This is a genomic window from Yoonia maritima, assembly GCF_002933395.1.
Classification (GTDB): Bacteria; Pseudomonadota; Alphaproteobacteria; order Rhodobacterales; family Rhodobacteraceae; genus Yoonia; species Yoonia maritima_A.
Map to the genome: position 1 here is coordinate 118,262 of NZ_PKFN01000007.1, position 20,981 is coordinate 139,242.

General features: G+C 53.0%; 22 protein-coding genes. 6 read left to right on the plus strand and 16 right to left on the minus strand.

From position 1 onward, the window contains the following. Nucleotides 1–18 precede the first annotated feature (18 nt). Nucleotides 19–438: a GFA family protein gene (locus tag CYQ09_RS02065; protein ID WP_106743803.1), complete on the plus strand. Its 420-nt coding sequence runs from the start codon at nucleotides 19–21 to the stop codon at nucleotides 436–438. Here CYQ09_RS02065 and CYQ09_RS02070 read toward each other — a convergent pair. The 12 genes from CYQ09_RS02070 to CYQ09_RS02125 all read right to left on the minus strand — a co-directional run bounded on the left by CYQ09_RS02070 (nucleotide 435) and on the right by CYQ09_RS02125 (nucleotide 11,361). Next, entirely contained in the window at nucleotides 435–1,787 is a 1,353-nt protein-coding gene (locus CYQ09_RS02070) for a glutamine synthetase family protein (protein ID WP_106743804.1), read from the minus strand. The genes CYQ09_RS02065 and CYQ09_RS02070 overlap by 4 nt on opposite strands. Next, a complete protein-coding gene (locus CYQ09_RS02075) occupies nucleotides 1,784–2,467 on the minus strand; it encodes a type 1 glutamine amidotransferase (RefSeq protein ID WP_106743805.1) in 684 nt (227 codons plus the stop codon). Before CYQ09_RS02075 ends, CYQ09_RS02070 begins: the two co-directional genes overlap by 4 nt. 116 nt (nucleotides 2,468–2,583) lie before the next feature. Continuing rightward, nucleotides 2,584–3,915: a glutamine synthetase family protein gene (locus tag CYQ09_RS02080; RefSeq protein ID WP_106743806.1), complete on the minus strand. Its 1,332-nt coding sequence runs from the start codon at nucleotides 3,913–3,915 to the stop codon at nucleotides 2,584–2,586. Continuing rightward, entirely contained in the window at nucleotides 3,912–4,718 is an 807-nt protein-coding gene (locus tag CYQ09_RS02085; protein WP_106743807.1) for an ABC transporter permease, read from the minus strand. The genes CYQ09_RS02080 and CYQ09_RS02085 overlap by 4 nt, the downstream gene beginning before the upstream one ends. Next, the gene (locus CYQ09_RS02090) at nucleotides 4,715–5,599 is read right to left on the minus strand and encodes an ABC transporter permease (RefSeq protein ID WP_204353906.1); all 885 of its coding nucleotides are present in this window, start codon (nucleotides 5,597–5,599) and stop codon (nucleotides 4,715–4,717) included. The genes CYQ09_RS02085 and CYQ09_RS02090 overlap by 4 nt, the downstream gene beginning before the upstream one ends. Before the next feature lie 85 nt (nucleotides 5,600–5,684). Continuing rightward, complete coding sequence (locus tag CYQ09_RS02095) at nucleotides 5,685–6,407, minus strand: transporter substrate-binding domain-containing protein (RefSeq protein ID WP_106743809.1); 723 nt, start codon at nucleotides 6,405–6,407, stop codon at nucleotides 5,685–5,687. Between the two features lie 21 nt (nucleotides 6,408–6,428). After that, complete coding sequence (locus CYQ09_RS02100; protein WP_106743810.1) at nucleotides 6,429–7,202, minus strand: ABC transporter ATP-binding protein; 774 nt, start codon at nucleotides 7,200–7,202, stop codon at nucleotides 6,429–6,431. A 208-nt stretch (nucleotides 7,203–7,410) separates the two neighbouring features. Then, nucleotides 7,411–7,848 carry a TerB family tellurite resistance protein gene (locus CYQ09_RS02105; RefSeq protein ID WP_106743811.1) on the minus strand — a complete coding sequence of 146 codons (438 nt, stop codon included), beginning with the start codon at nucleotides 7,846–7,848 and terminating at the stop codon, nucleotides 7,411–7,413. A 36-nt stretch (nucleotides 7,849–7,884) separates the two neighbouring features. Further along, nucleotides 7,885–8,673 carry a 23S rRNA (adenine(2030)-N(6))-methyltransferase RlmJ gene (locus CYQ09_RS02110; RefSeq protein ID WP_106743812.1) on the minus strand — a complete coding sequence of 263 codons (789 nt, stop codon included), beginning with the start codon at nucleotides 8,671–8,673 and terminating at the stop codon, nucleotides 7,885–7,887. 51 nt (nucleotides 8,674–8,724) lie between these two features. Then, entirely contained in the window at nucleotides 8,725–10,368 is a 1,644-nt protein-coding gene (locus CYQ09_RS02115; protein ID WP_106743813.1) for a CTP synthase, read from the minus strand. Nucleotides 10,369–10,527: 159 nt separating this feature from the next. After that, nucleotides 10,528–10,887 (minus strand): preprotein translocase subunit SecG, encoded by a 360-nt coding sequence (secG, locus tag CYQ09_RS02120; protein ID WP_106743814.1) that lies wholly within the window; start codon nucleotides 10,885–10,887, stop codon nucleotides 10,528–10,530. Nucleotides 10,888–10,965: 78 nt separating this feature from the next. Further along, nucleotides 10,966–11,361: a DUF6524 family protein gene (locus CYQ09_RS02125; protein ID WP_106743815.1), complete on the minus strand. Its 396-nt coding sequence runs from the start codon at nucleotides 11,359–11,361 to the stop codon at nucleotides 10,966–10,968. Between the two features lie 139 nt (nucleotides 11,362–11,500). On the opposite strand from CYQ09_RS02125, the gene CYQ09_RS02130 reads away from it, so the two are divergent. Both CYQ09_RS02130 and CYQ09_RS02135 read left to right on the plus strand, forming a co-directional pair. Then, the gene (locus CYQ09_RS02130; RefSeq protein WP_106743816.1) at nucleotides 11,501–12,793 is read left to right on the plus strand and encodes an adenylosuccinate synthase; all 1,293 of its coding nucleotides are present in this window, start codon (nucleotides 11,501–11,503) and stop codon (nucleotides 12,791–12,793) included. A 5-nt stretch (nucleotides 12,794–12,798) separates the two neighbouring features. Then, the gene (locus CYQ09_RS02135) at nucleotides 12,799–13,023 is read left to right on the plus strand and encodes a DUF2842 domain-containing protein (RefSeq protein WP_106356952.1); all 225 of its coding nucleotides are present in this window, start codon (nucleotides 12,799–12,801) and stop codon (nucleotides 13,021–13,023) included. 212 nt (nucleotides 13,024–13,235) lie between these two features. Here CYQ09_RS02135 and CYQ09_RS02140 read toward each other — a convergent pair whose 3' ends face one another. Next, nucleotides 13,236–14,855 (minus strand): hypothetical protein, encoded by a 1,620-nt coding sequence (locus tag CYQ09_RS02140; protein ID WP_106744531.1) that lies wholly within the window; start codon nucleotides 14,853–14,855, stop codon nucleotides 13,236–13,238. A 121-nt stretch (nucleotides 14,856–14,976) separates the two neighbouring features. On the opposite strand from CYQ09_RS02140, the gene CYQ09_RS02145 reads away from it, so the two are divergent. Continuing rightward, nucleotides 14,977–15,654 carry a thiamine diphosphokinase gene (locus CYQ09_RS02145; RefSeq protein ID WP_106743817.1) on the plus strand — a complete coding sequence of 226 codons (678 nt, stop codon included), beginning with the start codon at nucleotides 14,977–14,979 and terminating at the stop codon, nucleotides 15,652–15,654. Here CYQ09_RS02145 and CYQ09_RS02150 read toward each other — a convergent pair. From CYQ09_RS02150 to CYQ09_RS02160, 3 genes are read right to left on the minus strand one after another with little or no spacing between them, the layout of a single operon-like run. Next, nucleotides 15,599–16,504 (minus strand): DMT family transporter, encoded by a 906-nt coding sequence (locus CYQ09_RS02150; RefSeq protein WP_106743818.1) that lies wholly within the window; start codon nucleotides 16,502–16,504, stop codon nucleotides 15,599–15,601. The genes CYQ09_RS02145 and CYQ09_RS02150 overlap by 56 nt on opposite strands. After that, complete coding sequence (locus CYQ09_RS02155; RefSeq protein WP_106743819.1) at nucleotides 16,488–17,861, minus strand: L-serine ammonia-lyase; 1,374 nt, start codon at nucleotides 17,859–17,861, stop codon at nucleotides 16,488–16,490. The genes CYQ09_RS02150 and CYQ09_RS02155 overlap by 17 nt, the downstream gene beginning before the upstream one ends. Next, nucleotides 17,861–18,547 carry a glutathione S-transferase family protein gene (locus CYQ09_RS02160; protein WP_106743820.1) on the minus strand — a complete coding sequence of 229 codons (687 nt, stop codon included), beginning with the start codon at nucleotides 18,545–18,547 and terminating at the stop codon, nucleotides 17,861–17,863. The genes CYQ09_RS02155 and CYQ09_RS02160 overlap by 1 nt, the downstream gene beginning before the upstream one ends. A gap of 157 nt (nucleotides 18,548–18,704) precedes the next feature. Between CYQ09_RS02160 and rpiA the strand changes: the two genes are divergently transcribed. Continuing rightward, nucleotides 18,705–19,493, plus strand: coding sequence for a ribose-5-phosphate isomerase RpiA (rpiA, locus tag CYQ09_RS02165; RefSeq protein ID WP_106743821.1), 789 nt, complete (start codon nucleotides 18,705–18,707; stop codon nucleotides 19,491–19,493). Nucleotides 19,494–19,528: 35 nt separating this feature from the next. Further along, nucleotides 19,529–20,965 carry an FAD-dependent oxidoreductase gene (locus tag CYQ09_RS02170; protein ID WP_106743822.1) on the plus strand — a complete coding sequence of 479 codons (1,437 nt, stop codon included), beginning with the start codon at nucleotides 19,529–19,531 and terminating at the stop codon, nucleotides 20,963–20,965. Nucleotides 20,966–20,981 lie beyond the last annotated feature (16 nt).

Genomic DNA, 20,981 nt, shown 5'->3' on the forward strand with positions numbered 1-20,981 from the left:
AACTGAAAGGGATACGGCATGCCATCAAGCGATACCTACAACGGCGCCTGCCATTGCGGCGCAGTACAGTTCAAAGTCACACTAAAAGGCGGGTTAGAAAGTGCGCGACGGTGTACCTGTTCATATTGCTCAATGCGTGGCGCCGTGGCGGTGACAGCTGCGTTGGATGGCCTAAACTTTACGAAAGGCAAGGACCTGATGACGCTGTATCAATTCAACACGAAATCAGCTGAACATTATTTCTGCCCGACCTGCGGGATTTACACACACCATAGACGGCGCTCAAACCCGAATGAATTTGGCGTGAACGCCGCATGTCTTCAAGGGATCAGCCCGTTTGATTTCGCCGAGGTGATCGTGAACAACGGTGTGCAGCATCCCAACGATGACCCTAACGCGCCAACTGTCGCCGGGGTGCTGCGGTTTGTTAAGGCTTAGACGTTCAGCAGCAAGTGTTCGCGTTCCCATGGGCTGATGACTTGAAGGAACTCTTTGTACTCTAACCGTTTCACGATGGAATAGACCCGCGCAAAATCGGGGCCAAGGACGTCGTGCAGGTCTTTGCATTCCTCAAAAAGATCCAGCGCTTCACTAAGCGAGCCAGAGATTTCAGCCTCTGATTCATAGGCTTCACCGCGCCAGCGCTTGTCAGGGCGGATTTCGTTCTTCAGGCCCAAATATCCGCAAGCTAGCGATGCGGCGATGCAGAGGTAAGGGTTACAGTCCATACCGGGCAGGCGGTTTTCGATCCTGCGCGCGGATGGATCGCTGATTGGGATACGAATTCCTGTCGTCCGGTTGTCGCGCCCCCATTCAAGGTTAACAGGCGCGGCGCTGTCCGGAACATAGCGACGGTAGCTGTTCACATAGGGCGCGATCAACGCGATTGCGCTAGGCATGTATTCTTGTAGTCCGCCGATAAAGTGAAAGAACGCGTCGGTTTCGCCGCCCTGCGGACCAGTAAAGATATTCCGCCCATTCTCATCAAGGACGGAATGATGGACATGCATTGCGCTCCCGGGTTCACCCTCGATTGGTTTGGCCATGAACGTCGCAAAACAATCATGCTTTAATGCGGCTTCGCGGATAAGACGTTTGAAAAAGAATACTTCGTCAGCCAGTTTAATCGGGTTGCCATGACGCAGGTTGATTTCAAGCTGACCTGCGCCACCTTCTTGGGCGATACCGTCGATCTCAAAACCTTGGATTTCGGCATATTCATAGATGTCATCAATCACCGGGCCATAGTCATCGACAGCGGTCATTGAATAGGCCTGACGCCCAGCAGCAGGGCGACCGGTACGGCCCATCATTGGCTCAATTGGTTTCGCTGGGTCGATGTTGCGGGCAACCAGATAGAATTCCATTTCAGGGGCGACAACTGGGGTCCAGCCTTCGGCTTTGTACAGATCTACGACGTGGCGCAATACGTTGCGTGGGGAAAACGGAACTGGCTTTCCCTTCTGGTCGAACGCGTCATGGATGACTTGAAGCGTGCCATCGTCAGCCCAAGGCGCTGCGGTTGCGGTGGACATGTCAGGCTTTAGGATCATGTCAGGTTCTAGGAACCCATCCGGACCTGATGCTTCGCCCCATTCGCCGGTGATCGTTTGAAAGAAGATCGAGTTTGGAAGATGGAAATGCGCCTGCTTTTCCCATTTTCCTGCTGGAACGGCCTTACCGCGGGCAATACCGGGTAGGTCAGCGATAACGCATTCGACCTCGTCTAAGCGATTGTTTTCTAGATATGTACGGGCGGCCTCTGGGATTTTGTCGGTCCAGCTCATGCCAATTGTCTTTCTTTAAAAAACTGCGCGATCTGCGCAGCAAGACGGTCGCTATCGACCGGTTTGTTCAAATTATCGCGGACGTCTGCAAGCTGCTCATCCGGGACATTGCCCGGACCGCGGTAGGTCGCGAGGCCATCAATGACAGCGGTGTCGAATTCCGGATGTGGCTGCACGGTAAAAGCACGTTTGCCATAAAGTAACGCGGCATTTGTGCAAAAGTCGTTGCTGCCAATCACCGTGGCGTCGGCGGGGGCGCTGATGACCTGATCTTGATGCCACGCATTAAGCGCGATCTGTTCACCGTTCAGATCGTAAGTTTGGCGGCCCACGGCCCAGCCACCATCGAACTTAGCGACTTTGCCACCCAATGCTTGCGCAATGATCTGATGGCCAAAACAAATTCCTACTAGCGGGATATTGGCGGCATAAATCTCGCGGATAAGGCTTTCGAGAGGGGGAATGAACGGGTGATCCTCATATGCGCCATGCTTGGACCCGGTGATCAACCAGCCATCGCAATCTGTGATCACCTTTGGGAAATCCATGTCGACAACATTGTAGGTGCGAAATTCGAAATTATGCCCTGCGAGTAAGCGTTCGAACAGATCGGCGAAATCGCCAAGTTTTGGGCGCAATTCGTCCGGCGCGTGACCTGTTTGTAAAATACCGATTTTCATGAATTCACCGTCGTTTAGGTTTCATCCCAAACTACATCGGCGTGTGGGTTGCCGCAAGCGCGAAGGATTTTAGCTAAAATCCTTCTACTTGGTAAATTTCGCGAAATTTACCTTGGTCAAACGGTGTCTAGATAAAGGTCAAGTTGTTCTTCTGCGCTGAGTTCTTTGAAGTGGTACATTTCTTGGCGCTTGGTACGGATCAAGTTGTCGACCAATTGCCCATTGAAGATACGTCTAGCGAGTGTGCTTTGTTCAAACGAGTCAATTGCTTCGCTCCAACTTCCGGGGACTTGGGGCAGTTTCTGATCATATGCGTTGCCTGTGATTGGGGCTGGTGGTGTCAGCTTGTCTTCGATCCCGACAAGTGCGGACCCTAGCACCGCAGCCAAGAATAGATATGGGTTTACATCGCCACCAGCGAGGCGGTGTTCAATCCGACGCGCCTTATAGCTACCGCCGGGAACGCGTACCGATGCGGTGCGGTTGTCATAAGCCCAACATATCCCCGTGGGCGCATGGCTACCGGGGACCAGTCGTTCATAGCTGTTGCCATGTGGCGCAAAGATAAGAGCAAGGTCAGGGATGCCTTTTAAACAGCCTGCAATGGCGTGTTGTAAAAGGAGGGTGCCTTTATGTGTGTCATTGGCAAACACATTATTACCGTCAGCATCGATTACCGAAAAATGGGTGTGCAATCCGTTGCCTGCATAGTCTTCATAGGGCTTGGCCATAAAACTGGCGGCCATTCCGTGATTGCGGGCCAAGCCACGTACGAGCATCTTAAAGAGCCATGCGTCATCCGCCGCCTTTAGTGCATCAGGCACGTGTTCAAGATTGACTTCGAACTGGCCAAGCCCACCTTCCGAGATCGCAGCCTCGGCCGGGATATCCATTGCATCGCAAGCGTCGTAAAGATCGTTGAAAAACTGGTCAAAAGCATCCAACGCGCGAAGCGATAGAACCTCGGCGCCAGCGCGACGTTTGCCTGATTTTGGCGATTTGGGTTGGCGGATGCCACGCCCGGAATCATCAACCAAATAGAATTCCATTTCGGTGGCGGCAACGGGGGTTAAGCCAAGTGCTTTATAGCGTGCAACGACCTGTGCCAGTGCATGACGGGGATCGCCGGCAAATGCTGTTCCATCTTCGTGAAACGCCCACAGCGGCAGGATCGCGGAAGGCGAAGAGAGCCAAGGCATCGGCACATAGCCGCGTTCAGTTGGTAATAAAACGCCGTCGGCGTCGCCGCTTTCGAATACCAGTGGGCTGTCGTCAATGTCTTCGCCCCAAATATCAAGGTTCAGCACAGAGAGCGGAAATCGTGTGCCTTCCTGTTCTAGCTTTGCCGCGAAACGGCGCGGGACACGTTTACCACGTGCCTGACCGTTTAGGTCGGCCGCACCACATCTTACATTTTTTACGTCCGGGTTGTCGTCCAACCAACTCATCTAATGACCTGCGGTTTGATTTTCAGCCGCTTGCGCAGCCTTTGAGGAAGATGGCGATTAAGTCGGGTATTCACCAGCCCAAAAATGCCAATCACAACCAAAGTAAGCAGAATAAAATACCCAGCGAGGATGGGGTAGGGAATGAATGGGTTAAACGTCTTATCGGCAAAGTAGTTTGCGTAGTAAAGCGCATCACCGCGTTGCTGTAACGCTGGAAAGCCAGAGAAGAACACAAGCGTTGTCGCATGGAACAAAAATATGGCTTCGTTCGTATAGGCGGGCCAAGCAAGGCGCAGCATGGTTGGCCAGATCACACGACGAAAACGCGACCAACCTGAAAGCCCGTATGCGTCAGCGGCTTCAATCTCTCCCTTAGGGATGGATTGAAGCGCCCCGTAAAAGATTTCTGCGGAATAGGCGGCAGTGTTCAAGAACAATACAACCAACGCCCCGGCCCATGCAGAGGTCAGCGGGCTGAAAATTGGATACTGTGCTTTTAGGCTAAGGAATAGGAAGTAGGCAAAGAAGAACTGGATGAACAGCGGCGATCCACGGAAGATAAAGATGAACCAATCCGCTGGTTTGCGTATCCAAGCTGATTGCGCGGCTTTGCCCAATGCGACAGCCGTCGCCATGAAGAATCCGGTGCAAAGCGCGATCAGCCCGAAATACGCATTCCAGATCATCCCTGAGCCGATCAGCGTAAACTGCTGGCACAGCGTGAAATCGTTGCGTGGCAATAGACGTTCACCAATACCTTGGCTGCGTAGACCGTAATCAATAATTGTTTCCCAACAGCTCATGTCGCGGCCTTTCGCTGTGCTTCGCCTGCAGCAGTTGCTTGGCCGCGTGTTAGGCGCGCCATGATGCGATCGAGAACGACTTCGGATACTTTGGTGAACGCGAGGTAGAACACCAGCAGGGCAAGGAAATACCACATCCGCCAGTCGGCGTGCGGGTAGTCCGTAAACTGAGGCCGCTTGGACCCGCCCAATTCACGCGCCCAATAGACAATGTCTTCGACACCAAGCAAGAAAAGTAATGGTGTTGCTTTTATCAGGACCATCCAAAGGTTGGACAGGCCGGGTAGGGCGTAGACCCACATTTGAGGCACAAGAATGCGCCAGAATGTTTGGCGGCGCGACATGCCATAGGCCTCTGCGGTTTCTAACTGGCCGTGGGGTACTGCGCGCATGGCACCGAAAAGCACGTTGGCGGCAAATGCACCAAAAACGATTGCAAACGTGAGGACCGCCAAAGCGAAGCCATAGGTTTCATGCACCCATTGAGGCGCGTTGCTTAACGGAAGTTTAGCGGCGGTACAGACCACAAAATCATTGCCTTGCCGGATTGGTTCGTTCCAATCGGGGCATTTGATTTTGTGGCGGATGAATTCGAACGCTTGATCAAGAGCAATCACAAAAAATAGAAAGAAAGCAATGTCGGGAATGCCCCGTACAATCGCGATATAGGTGTTACCGATCCAACGTAGTGGTGCAAAATGGCTGCGGGCCGCTGATGCGCCGCCAAAGCCAAACGCCAATGCAACGGGGGCAGTGATTGCCAACAACAGCAACACTGTGCCGACTGCATAATACATCGACATATGCTTGCCAGTGGTCAGATAGCACGACAACCAAGTCAGCCCTTCTAGGGCGGCGGGATCAGAGCAATAGTTAAAAATGGTAGGGCCTATCTACGCAGGGTGTCGTCATGGCAAGGTCTTGATGCTCCGGCTCTGCACGTATGCAAAGCCGGAGTTTATCAGCTTAGTAAGTACCGATTTCTTCGCCAAACCACTTGATCAGCAGTTCATTCAAAGAGCCGTCGTCTTTCATTGAGGTAATCGCAGTATCAAGTTTGGCGCGAAGATCAGCATCGCTTTCGCGGATACCAAGGCCGATGCCGCCACCCAGCGGAACACCTTCGCCGACAACCATCAAATCAGCTTCGTCAGCATAAGGAAGCAAGAAATCTTTGTCGGCGAAAACAGCGTCAGCTTCGCCGTTACGAACGGCTGCGATGGTTTCGTCACCCGTAGCGAACTCAAGCAAGGTCGCGCCAGTTTCGGCAACATAGCCGGCCTGAATAGTGCCGGTTTGTGCGGCGACAACACCTGTCAGGTCGGCCCCATCAGACGCACCAAGATAGACAGATTCGGTCGGTGGATAGTAATCTTGTGTGAAGTCGATAACTTCATCACGTTCATCCGTGATGGACATGCCAGCGATGATCGCATCGTAGTTGCCGGACACGAGGTTCGGAATGATGCTATCCCATTCGTTGGTGACCCATTCACAAGTCAGTTCCGCACGTGCGCATAGTTCGTCACCTAGTTCACGCTCAAAACCGTCAACTTCGCCAGCGTCGTTGATGAAGTTGTATGGAGGGTAGGCGCCCTCGGTGCCCAGACGGACAACAGAGTGGCTTTCGGCCATCGCCATGCTGCCAGCAACGGCAAGCACTGCAGTGCTTAGGATCAGGTTTTTCATCAGTTTTCTCCCAATTGATGATTATGAAACCGTCGCGGATAGAAACCCGCGAAGTCGGTCGGTTTTTGGTTGCCCGAATAGAACGTCTGGTGCGCCCTCTTCTTCGATCTTACCTTGGTGCAAGAACACGACATGGTCGCTGACGTCAGCGGCCATACGCATGTCGTGTGTCACAATCAGCATTGTCCGGCCTTCGTTTGCCAGATCTTTGATCACTTTGACCACTTCTTGTTCCAATTCAGGATCAAGCGCGCTTGTCGGTTCGTCAAACAACAGGGCCTTTGGCTCCATGCATAGGGCACGCGCGATTGCGGCACGCTGTTGTTGCCCGCCGGACAGTTGGGCAGGGAAGGCATCGCATTTATCGCCAATACCGACCTTGGCAAGATACTTGCGTGCGGCTTCCTCGACCTCTGCCTTGTCGCGTTTAAGCACGGTAACCGGTGCTTCCATAACGTTTTGCAGAATCGTCATATGGGCCCACAGGTTAAACTGCTGAAACACCATCGACAGATTCGTCCGAATACGGATCAGCTGGTCGTGGTCGCCGGGGCGACGGCCTGCACCCGCACCTTTCCAAATAACAGGTTCGCCACAAAACAAAACTTCGCCTTGCTGGCTGTCTTCTAACAAATTGGCGCAGCGCAAAAGTGTTGATTTTCCAGACCCTGACGATCCGATCAAAGATACGACATGTCCGGCGGGTGCGGTGATATCGACGCCTTTCAATACCTCCAAATCACCATAGGCTTTGTGAAGGTTTCGGATTTCGATTACAGGGGCTTGGTCTGACACGTTTGATCGCTTTTGTTGATTGTGCTGGTAATTAGGGCTTATTTTTTTAGCTTTTGCAACGAGAGCATCGCGTCAATCGCTGATTACAGGTGCAAAGGCCTAAGGCTTGGGCGGAAGCGGCAGATCATAGGCGCTTTGCGGCAATGGCTAGCGCGTTAAGAATGCGGCGCAACCGGGTGTAGGCATGCATTATCAGGCTTGGGATCACTTAACGTGGTGTAACCCGAAGACGGGCGGCGTTACTGTCTTGGTCAGAAACACCTAGCAAGGATGATATCATGCGCATATTGCTGTCTTCTTCTTCGCCACGCACGCCGTCCGCCATAACCACGGACCACATTGCTTCGACTACAGCGACACGGTGATCATGCGCAACCGCATCTTTGATAGCGCGCGTAAAGCGCACTGTATCGGGGGCTTCCGCCTCGAGCGCTTCGCAGTCTTTGCGCAACGCAACGGCATCCTCGTCTGACAGGCCATAACGCGCAACAAGCGCTTGATCGATTTGTGCGATTTCCTCTGCGGCATAATCGCCATCAGCACGCGCAAGACGCACGAGCAATGCGCCAAGCGCAAGACGCGCATCGGGATCAGAAAGAGGCTCTGGGGCGGGGGCGGTCAAGCGCCGAAGGAAATCACCAAACATTCGATATACATAGTCCTGTGCGTTCAGCCTGCAAAGTCAGGCGGGCTTCAGTTTTTTGTGAAAGAGCTGTCCAAGGCGTGCAGATTCTTGTTCAAAACCGTAGGGGGCATTTACCACGAACAGCCCAGATCCCACCATGCGGTGGCCCGGACGCGCAGGTGGGAATGATACCTCTGACACGACGCCATCAGGAATGGCTGCGCGCAGGGCGTCAATCATTGGCTTGTGCGGGGCGTCGGTCAGGATCGGATACCAGAGCATAATCACCCCAACGCCCCATTTGCGGTGAAGCTTGGTGATCGTGTCTGGGATAGTGTCGTAATCTGATTTCACTTCAAACGACGGATCAATCAGCAACAGCCCACGGCGCGGATCTGGCGGGCACAGCGACATCGCCATCTCCCAGCCATCACGCTGGCGATAGATGCCGCCATATGCGGCCATATTGCCCTGAAGGGCGGCGAATTCTTGTGGGTGCAGTTCGGACAGGTGGATGTTGTCCATCGGTCGAATGCTTTCGGCGGCAACAAGTGGTGAACCGGGATAAGCGGTGGCACCATGTTTTGCACGAATACGATCCAAGACCTGCGCATAAGGATGATCAGAGGCGAACCAATCAGCGGCGATTGCAATGCCTTTGGCCGCCTCACCAGTTTTAACTGATGCTTCGTCTGTCATATCATACAGACCGCGACCCGCATGAGTTTCCAGATAACTAAGCGGTTTATCCTTGCGAGTCATATACGCCAGCGACCACGCCAGCAGCGCGTGCTTGTGCACGTCTGCCATGTTTCCGGCGTGGTAACCATGTTGATACGATAGCATCAGGCGCTCTTTCGATCAGAATCATGTGCGGGCAACGCCCGCTCATTGAGGTCAAACAAGGCGCGATACTTCGACTGCGGCGCGGACAAAATCAGCGAACAGCGGATGCGGTGCGAATGGCTTGGATTTCAGTTCTGGGTGGAACTGCACTCCGATGAACCAAGGGTGGTCTTGCCATTCGACGATTTCCGGCAGTTTGCCATCAGGCGACATGCCTGAGAAGTTTAGCCCAGCTTTTTCCAGTTCAGCACGATACTTCGTGTCAACCTCATAGCGGTGGCGGTGACGCTCTTCGATTGTGGTATCACCATAGACTTCGGCAACTTTGGAACCTTCGGTTAGCGTCGCATTATATGCGCCCAAACGCATGGTGCCGCCCTTGTCATCATCTGCTTTGCGGGCGACCTTATGGTTGCCTTGGACCCATTCTTTCAGGTGATAGACGACAGGTTCGAAACGTTTTTTACCTGCTTCGTGGTCGAATTCTTCAGAGCCAGCTTTGTCCATGCCAGCGACGTTGCGCGCAGCTTCGATCACGGCCATCTGCATGCCTAGGCAAATCCCGAGGTATGGAATTTTCTTTTCGCGCGCGAATTGGGCCGCTTTGATTTTACCTTCGGTGCCGCGTTCGCCAAATCCACCAGGAACAAGGATCGCGTGGAAGCCTTCCAGATATGGCGTCGCGTCTTTGTCGTCGAACAGCTCTGCGTCGACCCATTCGATTTTGACCTTCACGCGGTTCGCCATGCCACCGTGGGTTAGGGCCTCGGCGATGGATTTATACGCGTCTTCTAGCTGGGTGTATTTCCCAACGATGGCAACTTTGACTTCACCTTCGGGGTTGTGAATGCGGTCATACACATCGTGCCATACGTCCAGTTTCGGAGATGGGGCAGGCGAAATGTCGAACGCATCCAGCACAGCTTGGTCAAGACCCTGCTTGTGATAGGCAAGCGGCGCCTCATAGATCGATTTCAGGTCGTAGGCTGCAACAACGCATTCTTTGCGGACGTTGCAGAACAGGGCGATCTTTTCACGCTCTTTTTCCGGGATCGGCTGTTCGGAACGGCAAACCAGAACATCAGGCGCAATACCGATGGATTGCAGTTCTTTTACACTATGTTGGGTCGGCTTGGTTTTTAGCTCACCACTTGCGGCCAGATAGGGCAGCAGTGTCAGGTGCATAAAGATACATTGGCCGCGTGGCTTGTCGTGGCTAAACTGACGGATCGCTTCAAAGAAGGGCAGGCCTTCAATGTCACCGACGGTGCCACCGATTTCACAAAGCATAAAGTCGACTTCGTCTTCGCCAATGCTGATGAAATCTTTGATTTCGTTGGTGACGTGCGGAACCACCTGGATGGTTTTGCCTAGGTAGTCACCACGACGTTCTTTTTCGAGAACGTTGGAATAGATGCGACCAGAGCTGACCGAATCTGTTTTGCGGGCGGGGACACCCGTGAAACGCTCATAATGACCAAGGTCCAGATCAGTCTCGGCACCATCATCTGTGACGAATACCTCACCATGTTCAAACGGGGACATCGTGCCCGGATCAACGTTGAGATATGGGTCAAGTTTGCGCAAACGCACAGAAAATCCGCGTGCTTGCAGCAGTGATCCCAGCGCGGCTGATGCGAGCCCTTTGCCAAGTGACGAAACCACGCCACCTGTAATGAAAATGAAACGCGCCATGAGCAGGGATCCCCCGTGAAAACTTACAGTAATTGTTGGAAAACGAACGCCGAAATTCGCACCATCACGGGATTTAACTCATACCGGATTCGGATGAGTTGCGCAACCGCTGACGCAATATGGTGTTGCCGAACGTTGCCGCCCGGCAATCAGTAGTGGTTAGTCGGCAGATGGAACCAAAGGTGCATCATCGCTAGACGGTGGAAGCAAGCTTTCGCCAAGGTCAGGAAGCGGCACACCGTCAGACGATTCAGTTGGAACGTCGATACGGTCAACAACAGAAGAGTTCGATGAGTTGCTTGCTGCGATTAATGTCAGCGCGATCGACGTGCAGATAAACGCGACAGCAAGAATCCAAGTGAACTTGCTCATCGCTGTGGGGGCCGGACGCCCGCCGGATGCACCGCCACCGCCGCCGCCGCCCATGCCAAGACCGCCACCTTCAGACCGTTGCAAAAGAACGGAACCAATCAGGCTTAGGGCCAGGATCAGGTGGATGACAAGGACAACATTTTCCATCGAGGTGCCTTTCGGGGCGTGCGTGAACACGCGGTATCTAAAAGCTGCGAGCCAATGCCGCAACCCCTGAAAATCGAGTTATTCGTCTAGATCGTCGACATCCGTCTGCCCAGTAAGGCGTCTGCGGACAATTGACCAGCTTAGCCCAATGGCCAAAACAATCGAAAGTGCGACAATTGCGATCCATGTATTGATGGTTGGATTGTCCAAGCTGATCAGCCCCTGATCGTAAATGACCCATAACAACGTCGCGACAACGGCGAGAATAAGAATCATACCGAATATGCCAATGGATCGCAGTGTCGCGCGCAGATATATAATATAGCCGACAAATAGGATCAGTCCGAACAATACGGTCACTGATAAGCTGGTTTCATAGTTTGCCATGCTCCAGCGCACAAAGTTCCACTGGCTGGGATTGTAGGTGCCTGCAAGTAGCCCGAATGCGAATATCCAGCGTATTATGAAACCCATAGGTGCCTCTTTTTGTCTTTCGGGGCTGACAATGCAGTCCGGATCGGTGCCTGTCTAGCCAACGGGCGCAAATTTGCGGTTCCCCAAGCAGTCATGCAACGATATAGGAGGCACGAAGTTCAAAAAGGACAATACTCTTATGGCAAATGTGGTGGTCGTTGGTGCTCAGTGGGGCGACGAAGGCAAAGGCAAGATCGTTGATTGGCTTTCAGAACGTGCAGACGTTATTGCACGGTTCCAAGGCGGACATAATGCGGGCCATACATTGGTTGTTGATGGCGAAGTTTATAAACTACACGCGCTGCCATCAGGTGTTGTCCGTGGTGGCAAGCTGTCGGTGATCGGTAATGGCGTCGTTTTAGACCCATGGCACCTGATAAAAGAAATCGAAACCATCCGTGCTCAAGGCGTGTCGATCACACCCGAGACACTGATGATTGCGGAAAATACGCCGCTGATCCTGCCGTTCCACGGTGAATTGGATCGTGCCCGTGAAAACCAAAACTCTGTTGCTAAGATCGGTACAACTGGCCGTGGCATCGGACCATGCTATGAAGATAAGGTCGGTCGCCGCGTGATCCGGGTTGCCGATTTGGCTGATGCGGCGACGCTTGAACTGCGCCTTGATCGCGCGTTGGTACACCACGATGCGCTGCGCCGGGGGCTGGGCCTAGAGCCAATTAAGCGTGACGAAGTTCTTGCGCAACTGCGTGAAATTTCTGCTGAAATTCTGCAATATGCTGCCCCCGTATGGAAAGTGCTGAACGAAAAGCGCAAAGCAGGTAAGCGGATTTTGTTTGAAGGTGCGCAAGGCGCGCTGCTGGATATCGATTTTGGCACATATCCGTTTGTGACATCTTCTAACGTCATTGCTGGTCAGGCCGCGACAGGTGTCGGTGTTGGACCGGGTGCGATTGATTTCGTGTTGGGCATCGTTAAAGCCTATACCACCCGCGTTGGCGAGGGGCCGTTCCCAACAGAACTAGACGACGCTGATGGTCAGCGCCTTGGCGAACGTGGTCATGAATTTGGCACGACAACAGGCCGGAAACGCCGTTGTGGTTGGTTCGATGCCTGTCTCGTACGTCAAACCTGTGCGACCTCTGGCGTATCAGGCATTTCATTGACAAAGCTGGACGTTCTGGACGGTTTTGAGACACTGAAAATCTGTGTAGGCTATGAACTGGACGGAAAATCACTTGATTACCTTCCGACTGCGGCTGACGAACAGGCGCGCTGCACGCCAGTCTATGAAGAAATCGAAGGCTGGTCTGAATCTACCGAGGGCGCGCGGTCTTGGGCAGATCTGCCAGCACAGGCGATCAAATACGTGCGCCGCATCGAAGAGCTGATCGAATGTCCCGTGGCACTGGTATCAACCTCGCCTGAGCGTGAGGATACGATCCTCGTCACCGATCCATTCTCGGACTGATGGCAATGGGGTATAAAGGCCGTAAACGCCTTGCGATCTTTATATTGGTGATTGGTTTGCCTGCCTATATCGTGCTGGCCGTCACCATGATGAATATCGCGCCGGGTTTTGCAAAGCCTATTGAACTGCTGATCTACGTCTTGCTTGGTGTTGGTTGGATTTTTCCGCTGAAATGGGTGTTCATGGGAATTGGCCAAGCCAACCCGGATCAAGAAGACGAACACAATTAAGTTGACCGCATGCAGTGATCAAACAAGGCTGTGAAGGCAGCCTTGTTTGTGGAAGCCTCGGTGGTCAATGAAATCAGCCTTACTTTGATATTGATGGCGGCGCTGGTCGCAAGCGCGGTAGCGGCGGATCAGTCCGGCGCGCTTGTATTAATGCGGATATGAATAAAAAAGGCGAGGATTTCTCCTCGCCTTTCGATCAGTGTGTTTTGGTTTTATGCTGATGTGCCATCCGGGCGAAAACGTGTGTTTTCCGACACTTGGAAGCGCCCATTGTTCAGCTTGTGGATTTTACTTTGACGCAGCAAGCGACCAAATGAACGCAACCCGTCCTCGCGGCTGATTTCTTGCGCGGTGGCGCTTTGGACTTTCTTCATAACCTGAGGGCGCGAGAAATCATCGTCACCTTCCACGAATGCGATATACGCTGCCGCCGCCTCAAGAAGATCGCCCAGCTCTGTAACGCCTTGTTCCTTTGCAAAGGCTGCGAAACCGCCGGAATTAGTCGACGTTGTCGATTCTTTCTTCGACGCGATTTTACGCAACCGTTCTGCTGCGGCATCCACGGGTTTATCCGCATCTGCCGAACGCTGGGATGGTACTAGGCGCAGCGGGGCAGGTTCACGCGCCTCGCTTTTTATGTCGGCCTCATGTGCACCAAGATCTTCGCGAAACGCGTCGCTCTTTTCGTCAGTGGGGCCATCGTCGCCCAGCTGTCGGGCTGCTTCTGTCGCCGCTACGGCGGCTTTGAGTTGCGCAAAAGCATCACGATGCCGGCGGCCTTCTGGCTCGTTTAAGCGTTCATCAGTTTGCGATAGGATTCGGCTCATCGACGATTCAGGCGGCTCGGGAAGTTCTTCGCGTTTGTCCGTCTGGGCGTCACGTTCTTCGATTTCGCGCGCAACGTCTTCGACTTCAGCTTTTAGGTCGAAATGATCTTCGTCAGCGAATTCTTCTTCCGCGTCATCTTCATCATCTGCGGCGACTGTCAGAACCAATGGTCCGGTGCCTTCGTCATCATCAAAGGATGTTTCAAACGCTTCATCTTCGGATTCTTCAGAGTTTTCTTCTACAGACCGCGCTTCTTCCTCGGCTGCGGCATCAGCCGCAGCGAGTTCTGCGTTGCGTCTTGCAAGGTCGGCAAGACGCTGGGCAAGTGGATTTACCGGGACTTCGTCCTCGTCGTCGTCATCTTCTTCAAGCTGGGTGGTTTGTTCCGGTTTTTCGGCTACGGGTGCCTGAACGTGGCCACGTCCGACGACCGCACGAATGCGTTGAAGCTTGGCTGCGATGCTTTCTTCTTCCTCGGCATAGTCTTCGTCAGCAATAACGTCTTCGTCTTGGGCGGAAATCGGTGCTGCTTCGTCTTCCAAGTCCTCGACGAATTCCTCTTCTTCGTCGGTTATGTTGGTAAAGTCATCATCGTCAAACGCATCTTCGGCGTCATCTTCATCTGTAAGCAGAATAGGGTGTTCATCATCCACACGATCGTCTTCGAAGTCATCGCTTGGGTCATCGTCATCTGTCGCGATGTTTTCAGTGGCGACTTCATCATCTGCGGCGAACGCGTCTTCTTCGTCAGATGCGACACGCAGGCTGACGTTTTGGCCTTCACCCGCAATTTCAACATCTGTATCTGCTTGCTCTGCAGTGAGCAGTGCAAGAGTTTCCATATCCGGCGCTTGGGGGGCGACATCCATAAAGCGATCATGGCCTGCAAGATCGTGAAAATAAGAGACGACAGTTTTCATCGTTTCAACCGAATCCTCGAAACCTTCTAGTCGGCATGAGAAGGTTCCATAGGAGACATCTAAAATCTGGTTGCTTTTGGTCATAGATGATGCGCTTTCTTCGGTTTTCATGGCAGTCCGCTCGAATTGGCGATTGCTCTTAGTCGCGTACAAGATGAGATTACATTCGGGATCATTTTGTGACCGTTTTGGGGAATGTTTGTGAATGGGAATTGAAGTGTTAGTTAACGACGCAATTGTTTCGAGTAATCATACGGTCTGCATTGTCGGTGGTGCAAGGGTGCATGCTGACACAATTTCGTATGTTTTACCGCTAGTTGAGCGATTTATTGCCGCCGACAGCGGTGCCGATCATTTGCTTGCTGCGGGCATTTTCCCGGCGGCAGTGATCGGTGACATGGACAGTATTTCTAAGTCCGCCCGTGCCACATTTGACGTTGTTATTCATCACATTCCTGAACAGGACACGACAGACTTTGAAAAAACGCTGAGCCGTGTCGACGCACCGGTGGTTTTGGCCATGGGTTTAACGGGGGGGCGTATGGACCATACGCTTGCGGTTTTGAATGTGCTTGCGCGTTATCGTGACCGGGCCGTTATTTTACTCGATGAGACCGATCTTTGCTTTGTGGCACCCGAAGGGGAAACACGTGTCGATGCGCCTATTGGCACGCGCATGTCATTGATGCCGCTTGCTGATTGTCGGGTTTCTGTCCAAGGCTTGCGCTGGTCGTTCGAGGACCAAGATATGCATCCGATTGGTTTTATTAGTTCATCAAATGAAATTGCCGGTGACGTCGTTATTCAGGCAGAGGGCCCGCTTTTGGTCACACTGCCGATGGCGCATTTGTCGTCAGCTTTGCAAGCCGTCGTTCGCGCATAATAATGTAAAGCCCTGCCGCCACAGTGATGCAAATTCCCAACGCGGCCAATCCGTTAGGTAAATCCGCAAAGATCATCCAGCCGATAAGAGTTCCAAATGGAATTTCCAGATACTGCATAGGGGCGAGTGTCGATGCCGGAGCAAACCGTAGGCTCCACGTCATGAATAAATGCGCAAGCGTTCCGAGTACGCCCAAAAAGAACAGCATGCCCCACGTGGTCGCAGTCAGCGCGGCAGTGTCTTGCGATGAAAACGCCAATAGCGGTGCAATCATAACACAGGCCTGTAGTCCGCTAACCGCCTGAAGCTTAATCGGGTCGATCTCCTTTGCGAGCCGCCGTGTCACCATCATGAACAACGCAAATATGACTGCGACACCGAGCGGGAACAATGCTGGTAGACCGACCGCGATAAAGTTGGGTTGAATAACCAGCAAGGTGCCTGCAAATCCGACGGCACAAGCGGCCAAACGATGGATACCGACCTCTTCGCCCATTATGAAATAGCCAAGTAGTAACATGATGAAAGGCATCACGAACGCAATCACAATCGCGTCGGCAAGGGGCAGATAACGCAAGGCCGTAAACATCAGGCCGATCCCAGTAATGTGCAATACCGTGCGCGATAGAGTGATGCCGAATGTGCCCTTGGGCAACCTTAGCCCTTCGCCACTATGCCAGACCAGTGGTAGCAAAATCGCGGCCTGTACCGCAAAGCGGACAAAGACCAGCGTGCCCAAATAGACCGTGCCACCCAGCAGTTTACCGATGCTGTCCCCCAAAGGGGCCAACACACAAAATGCAAGCATCAGCATAATGCCAAGCAAAGGGCGGTCAGCAGTTTGGGACATTCACTGCTAAACCGCCAAGCGCGGTTTCCTTGTATTTTTCAGACATATCAACGCCGGTCTGGCGCATCGTTTCTACTGCAACATCAAGGGATACAAGGTGCTGACCATCCCCGCGCAAAGCAAGCGACGCGGCGGACACTGCTTTTATCGCGCCTAATCCGTTACGTTCAATACACGGGACTTGGACCAGACCTTTGACCGGATCACAGGTCATGCCAAGGTGATGTTCCAACGCGATCTCGGCTGCGTTTTCAACTTGTTCGGGCGTACCACCCATCACTGCGGCCAATCCTGCAGCTGCCATCGCAGCAGCACTGCCGACCTCCGCCTGGCACCCACATTCAGCGCCAGAAATCGAGGCGTTGAATTTAATCAACCCGCCAATCGCGGCGGCGGTCAGCAGGAATTCGGGAACGCGGTTACTGGTCGCTCCGGGCACGTGATCGAGCCAATATCGGATCGTTGCAGGCACGACCCCGGCTGCGCCATTCGTGGGTGCCGTAACAACCTGACCACCGGCGGCGTTTTCTTCGTTCACGGCCATTGCATAAGTCGACATGTAGTCATTGATTGTGTGCGGCGCGGTCAGGTTCATCCCGCGCTCCGCCATCAGTGCGTCATAAATACCTTTGGCACGTCTGCGCACGTTTAGGCCGCCCGGCAAAATACCCTCTGTCTGCAGGCCGCGATCGATGCAGTTGTTCATAACCTCCCAAATGCGCGCAAGGCCGCGATCAAGATCAACGTTTTGCATCCGAGATTGTTCATTCGCGCGTTTCATTGCCGCAATGGATTTACCGGACGTGGATGCCATGCGCATCATTTCGTCAGCGCTATGAAATGGGTAGGGGACAGGCGGGCCGCTGTCGGTATCTTTGCCCGCGCTTAGCTCTGCTTCGGTCAACACGAAACCGCCACCAATAGAATAGTAAGTCACTTGGGTAAGTATGTCGCCCTGAGCGTCCGTTCCGGCCAAAATCATCCCGTTCGCATGTCCGGAAAGTGCTGGGCCGTAGTCGAAGATCAGGTCATCGGATGGGGCGAAACGCAGTGCGCCAAGCGCTTCTGGTTGCACATTTTTTTCTGCTTTTATCCGTAGCAGTTCTGTCTCTGCTTTTTCCGCGTCATAGTCATCAGGGCGAAACCCAGCGAGCCCAAGTATGACGGCCCTATCAGTTGCGTGGCCAACCCCGGTAAACGCCAAGCTGCCGTATAGTGATGCCCGTACGCCAACCACTTTAAAAGGTTGGGCACGCAGATGGTCTAGAAACCGTGCCGCTGCAACCATCGGTCCTATGGTGTGCGAAGAAGACGGGCCAACGCCGACCTTGAACATATCAAACACGGATAGAAACATTAAAGCGCGGTTCCTTCTGGTGGATTGCACGGTGACGGACAAGAGATGGGTGTTGATCCCAGCCCCTCGGCTTTGGCGGCGCGCATGACGGCAGGTTTACGTTCAACGCGTTGTGCAAAGGCATTCAACTTTGGCCAGCGGGACAGATCAAACCAATCGGTTGATCCGCCATAAAGACCGCTCCAACGTAGCATCGGCGCGAGATAGCACGCGTGAATCGTCGGCGCATCTTGATCACGCCAACCAGCGGTTTGCGCCGCTTCCAGAAGATCGAGCTGCTTAATCAGCCGTGCACGGGTCGCTGTACGCAGGGTTTCTGCATCATTTGGGGAATACTGGTCGGGGTAAAACAACATGCGTAATGACGCATGAAAGGTGTTTGATAGCCAGAAGAGCCACTGTAACGCATGTGCACGCTCGGGGCTGCTGGGTGCCGGGATCAATTTTTGCTCTTTGTCGGCAAGCCAAAGCAAAATTGCGGCGGTTTCAAACATCGGCCCCTGAGGTGTTTCAAGAACCGGAATTAAGCCATTGGGGTTCATCGCTAAATACTGTTCCGATTTTTGTGCCGATGTGCTTCTATCCACGAGAACGGGTTCGAAGGGCAGTCCCAATTCCTCTAGGGCGATGCGGATACAAAGTGACGCATTATCTGGTGCGTAATGAAGGCGTAAAATCTGTTCCATGTCTAAAACTTAGCTGATGCTGCGGTCGAGTGCTGCCCAAATACGACGCCTTCTTTCGAAAAACGTAGCAAGCCCAAGAATATTAACAGCAATTGGGGTCTCGCGCCCTGTTTAAATCTTGCCTATAAGTTCACAGGACTTTTGGGGGATTAAGTGCATGACTAGTGAATTGTCACCGATCGACAAGGCGAAGTTTCTCGCTGCGAAACAAGCAACGGAATACGTTGAAAGCGGGATGAAGGTTGGCCTTGGGACGGGGTCGACCGCAGCTTGGCTTGTACAATGCCTGGGGGAGATGGTTCGTGAGGACGGTCTGAAAATCAAGGGTGTGCCAACATCGACGCGCACGGCGAACTTAGCGCGTAAAGTTGGCATCGAAGTGATCACGTTGGATGAGGCCAAATGGCTTGACGTGACGATTGACGGCACTGACGAATATGATGCAAATTTGACGCTGATCAAAGGTGGCGGTGGGGCACATCTTCAGGAAAAAGTGGTTGCAACAGCAAGCGACCGCATGATTGTGATCGCAGATGCGAGCAAAAAGGTTGATACGCTTGGGGCGTTTCCGTTGCCTGTCGAAGTTATCCCTTTTGGTGCAAAGATCACAAAACGACTGATTGAAGAAACGTTGATCGGGATGGATGTGCTTGGGCGTGAAGTTACGCAACGCATGAATGGGGATAAGCCGTTCATCTCAGATGAGGGCAACTTTATCTTTGACCTGCATCTCAAGCGGATTGGAAGCCCACATCAACTTAGCCTCGCGCTTAATCAAATTCCGGGCTTGGTTGAAAACGGACTGTTCATAGATATCTGTGATGTGGTGATCGTCGGCCATGGTGACGGGCGTGTTGACGTCCGTGATGTGGATAATGACACAGAGGAAGTCGTGCGTTTTGATCTGCGCGATGATGACAATATTTTTGCGGATCTGGACGATTAAGTCCTTGATTTGCTTAACACGGATGGAGCGTGCAGATGACGTTTGACTATGACCTTTTTGTCATTGGTGGTGGCTCTGGTGGGGTGCGTGCTGGGCGCGTTGCCGCAGCGAACGGTGCCAAGGTTGCCTTGGCCGAAGAATTTCGCATGGGCGGAACCTGTGTTATTCGCGGCTGTGTACCCAAAAAGCTGATGGTTTTTGCGTCAGGTTATTCTGAAATGTTTGACGATGCGCGGGCTTATGGGTGGGATGTCGAAAGCGGCGAATTCAATTGGCCGCGCTTTCGTGGCAAGCTTGACGCCGAACTTGAGCGCCTTGAAGGTATTTATCGCAAGCTGCTGAACGGATCGGATGTCGAAATCTTTGACGCCCGTGCCACGATCAAAGACGCGCATACCGTGACGTTATCGACGGGGCAGGACATCACTGCAAAACACATCTTGGTCGCAACGGGTGGTCGCCCTGTCGTGCCAGACATGCCGGGCGCTGAACTTGGCATTACCTCAAACGAGATTTTTAATCTCGAAACGATGCCCAAATCGATCTTAATTGTTGGCGGCGGTTACATTGCTTCTGAATTTTCTGGCATTTTGAATGGCTTGGGCGTTCAGGTCACTCAATTCTACCGTGGTGCACAAATCTTGCGTGGTTTCGATGACGAGGCGCGCGGGCTTGTCGCGGAAGGTATGCGCGCCAAAGGCGTTGACTTACATTTGGGCACAAATGTCGTCGAAATGCGCGCGGCGACCGAAGACGACTTGAAAGGTATCGACAGTGGTACTCTCATGGATGGGGGCAAACCTGCGCCTATGCCGGGTAGGGCTGCTGGTCATGGGATTTGGGTGAAGGCCACAAACGGTAACGAACAAGTCTATGATCAGGTGATGTTTGCCACAGGTCGTGCGCCCAATACCGATGATATGGGGCTGGAAAACATTGGTGTAACGCTTGGCCGTAAAGGCGAAATTATCGTCGACGAATACAGCCAGACCAAAGTGCCGTCGATTTATGCAATCGGTGATGTCACGGATCGCGTTCAACTGACGCCTGTCGCAATCCGCGAAGGTATGGCGTTTGTAGAGACGGTGTTTAAAGGTAACCCGACGGCAGTTGATCACGAATTGATCCCATCTGCGGTGTTCACACAGCCGGAACTTGGTACAATCGGATTGACCGAAGAACAGGCTGCCGAAAATGGCCCGATTGAGGTATATTGTTCATCATTCAAGCCGATGAACCATTCCTTTGCTGGTCGCGATGATCGCGTGTTGATGAAATTGATTGTCTGTGCCGACACACGTAAGGTGCTTGGCTGTCACATCGTGTCCGATCACGCGGGCGAATTGATCCAGCTTGCTGGTATCGCGGTAAAGATGGGGGCGACGAAAGAAGATTTTGATCGTACAGTGGCGGTCCATCCAACGATGGCGGAAGAGCTTGTTACGATGAAAGAACCCGTCCGGACCGCTTGATTTAGCGGGCTTTGGG

Bases quoted from the DNA above. Each gene is read 5' to 3' on its own strand.
- CYQ09_RS02065 (WP_106743803.1), top strand. From the start codon at position 19: ATGCCATCAAGCGATACCTACAACGGCGCCTGCCATTGCGGCGCAGTA.
- CYQ09_RS02070 (WP_106743804.1), bottom strand. From the start codon at position 1,787: ATGAGCTGGACCGACAAAATCCCAGAGGCCGCCCGTACATATCTAGAA.
- CYQ09_RS02075 (WP_106743805.1), bottom strand. From the start codon at position 2,467: ATGAAAATCGGTATTTTACAAACAGGTCACGCGCCGGACGAATTGCGC.
- CYQ09_RS02080 (WP_106743806.1), bottom strand. From the start codon at position 3,915: ATGAGTTGGTTGGACGACAACCCGGACGTAAAAAATGTAAGATGTGGT.
- CYQ09_RS02085 (WP_106743807.1), bottom strand. From the start codon at position 4,718: ATGAGCTGTTGGGAAACAATTATTGATTACGGTCTACGCAGCCAAGGT.
- CYQ09_RS02095 (WP_106743809.1), bottom strand. From the start codon at position 6,407: ATGAAAAACCTGATCCTAAGCACTGCAGTGCTTGCCGTTGCTGGCAGC.
- CYQ09_RS02105 (WP_106743811.1), bottom strand. From the start codon at position 7,848: ATGTTTGGTGATTTCCTTCGGCGCTTGACCGCCCCCGCCCCAGAGCCT.
- CYQ09_RS02110 (WP_106743812.1), bottom strand. From the start codon at position 8,673: ATGCTATCGTATCAACATGGTTACCACGCCGGAAACATGGCAGACGTG.
- CYQ09_RS02115 (WP_106743813.1), bottom strand. From the start codon at position 10,368: ATGGCGCGTTTCATTTTCATTACAGGTGGCGTGGTTTCGTCACTTGGC.
- secG (WP_106743814.1), bottom strand. From the start codon at position 10,887: ATGGAAAATGTTGTCCTTGTCATCCACCTGATCCTGGCCCTAAGCCTG.
- CYQ09_RS02125 (WP_106743815.1), bottom strand. From the start codon at position 11,361: ATGGGTTTCATAATACGCTGGATATTCGCATTCGGGCTACTTGCAGGC.
- CYQ09_RS02130 (WP_106743816.1), top strand. From the start codon at position 11,501: ATGGCAAATGTGGTGGTCGTTGGTGCTCAGTGGGGCGACGAAGGCAAA.
- CYQ09_RS02135 (WP_106356952.1), top strand. From the start codon at position 12,799: ATGGGGTATAAAGGCCGTAAACGCCTTGCGATCTTTATATTGGTGATT.
- CYQ09_RS02140 (WP_106744531.1), bottom strand. From the start codon at position 14,855: ATGACCAAAAGCAACCAGATTTTAGATGTCTCCTATGGAACCTTCTCA.
- CYQ09_RS02145 (WP_106743817.1), top strand. From the start codon at position 14,977: ATGGGAATTGAAGTGTTAGTTAACGACGCAATTGTTTCGAGTAATCAT.
- CYQ09_RS02150 (WP_106743818.1), bottom strand. From the start codon at position 16,504: ATGTCCCAAACTGCTGACCGCCCTTTGCTTGGCATTATGCTGATGCTT.
- CYQ09_RS02155 (WP_106743819.1), bottom strand. From the start codon at position 17,861: ATGTTTCTATCCGTGTTTGATATGTTCAAGGTCGGCGTTGGCCCGTCT.
- CYQ09_RS02160 (WP_106743820.1), bottom strand. From the start codon at position 18,547: ATGGAACAGATTTTACGCCTTCATTACGCACCAGATAATGCGTCACTT.
- rpiA (WP_106743821.1), top strand. From the start codon at position 18,705: ATGACTAGTGAATTGTCACCGATCGACAAGGCGAAGTTTCTCGCTGCG.
- CYQ09_RS02170 (WP_106743822.1), top strand. From the start codon at position 19,529: ATGACGTTTGACTATGACCTTTTTGTCATTGGTGGTGGCTCTGGTGGG.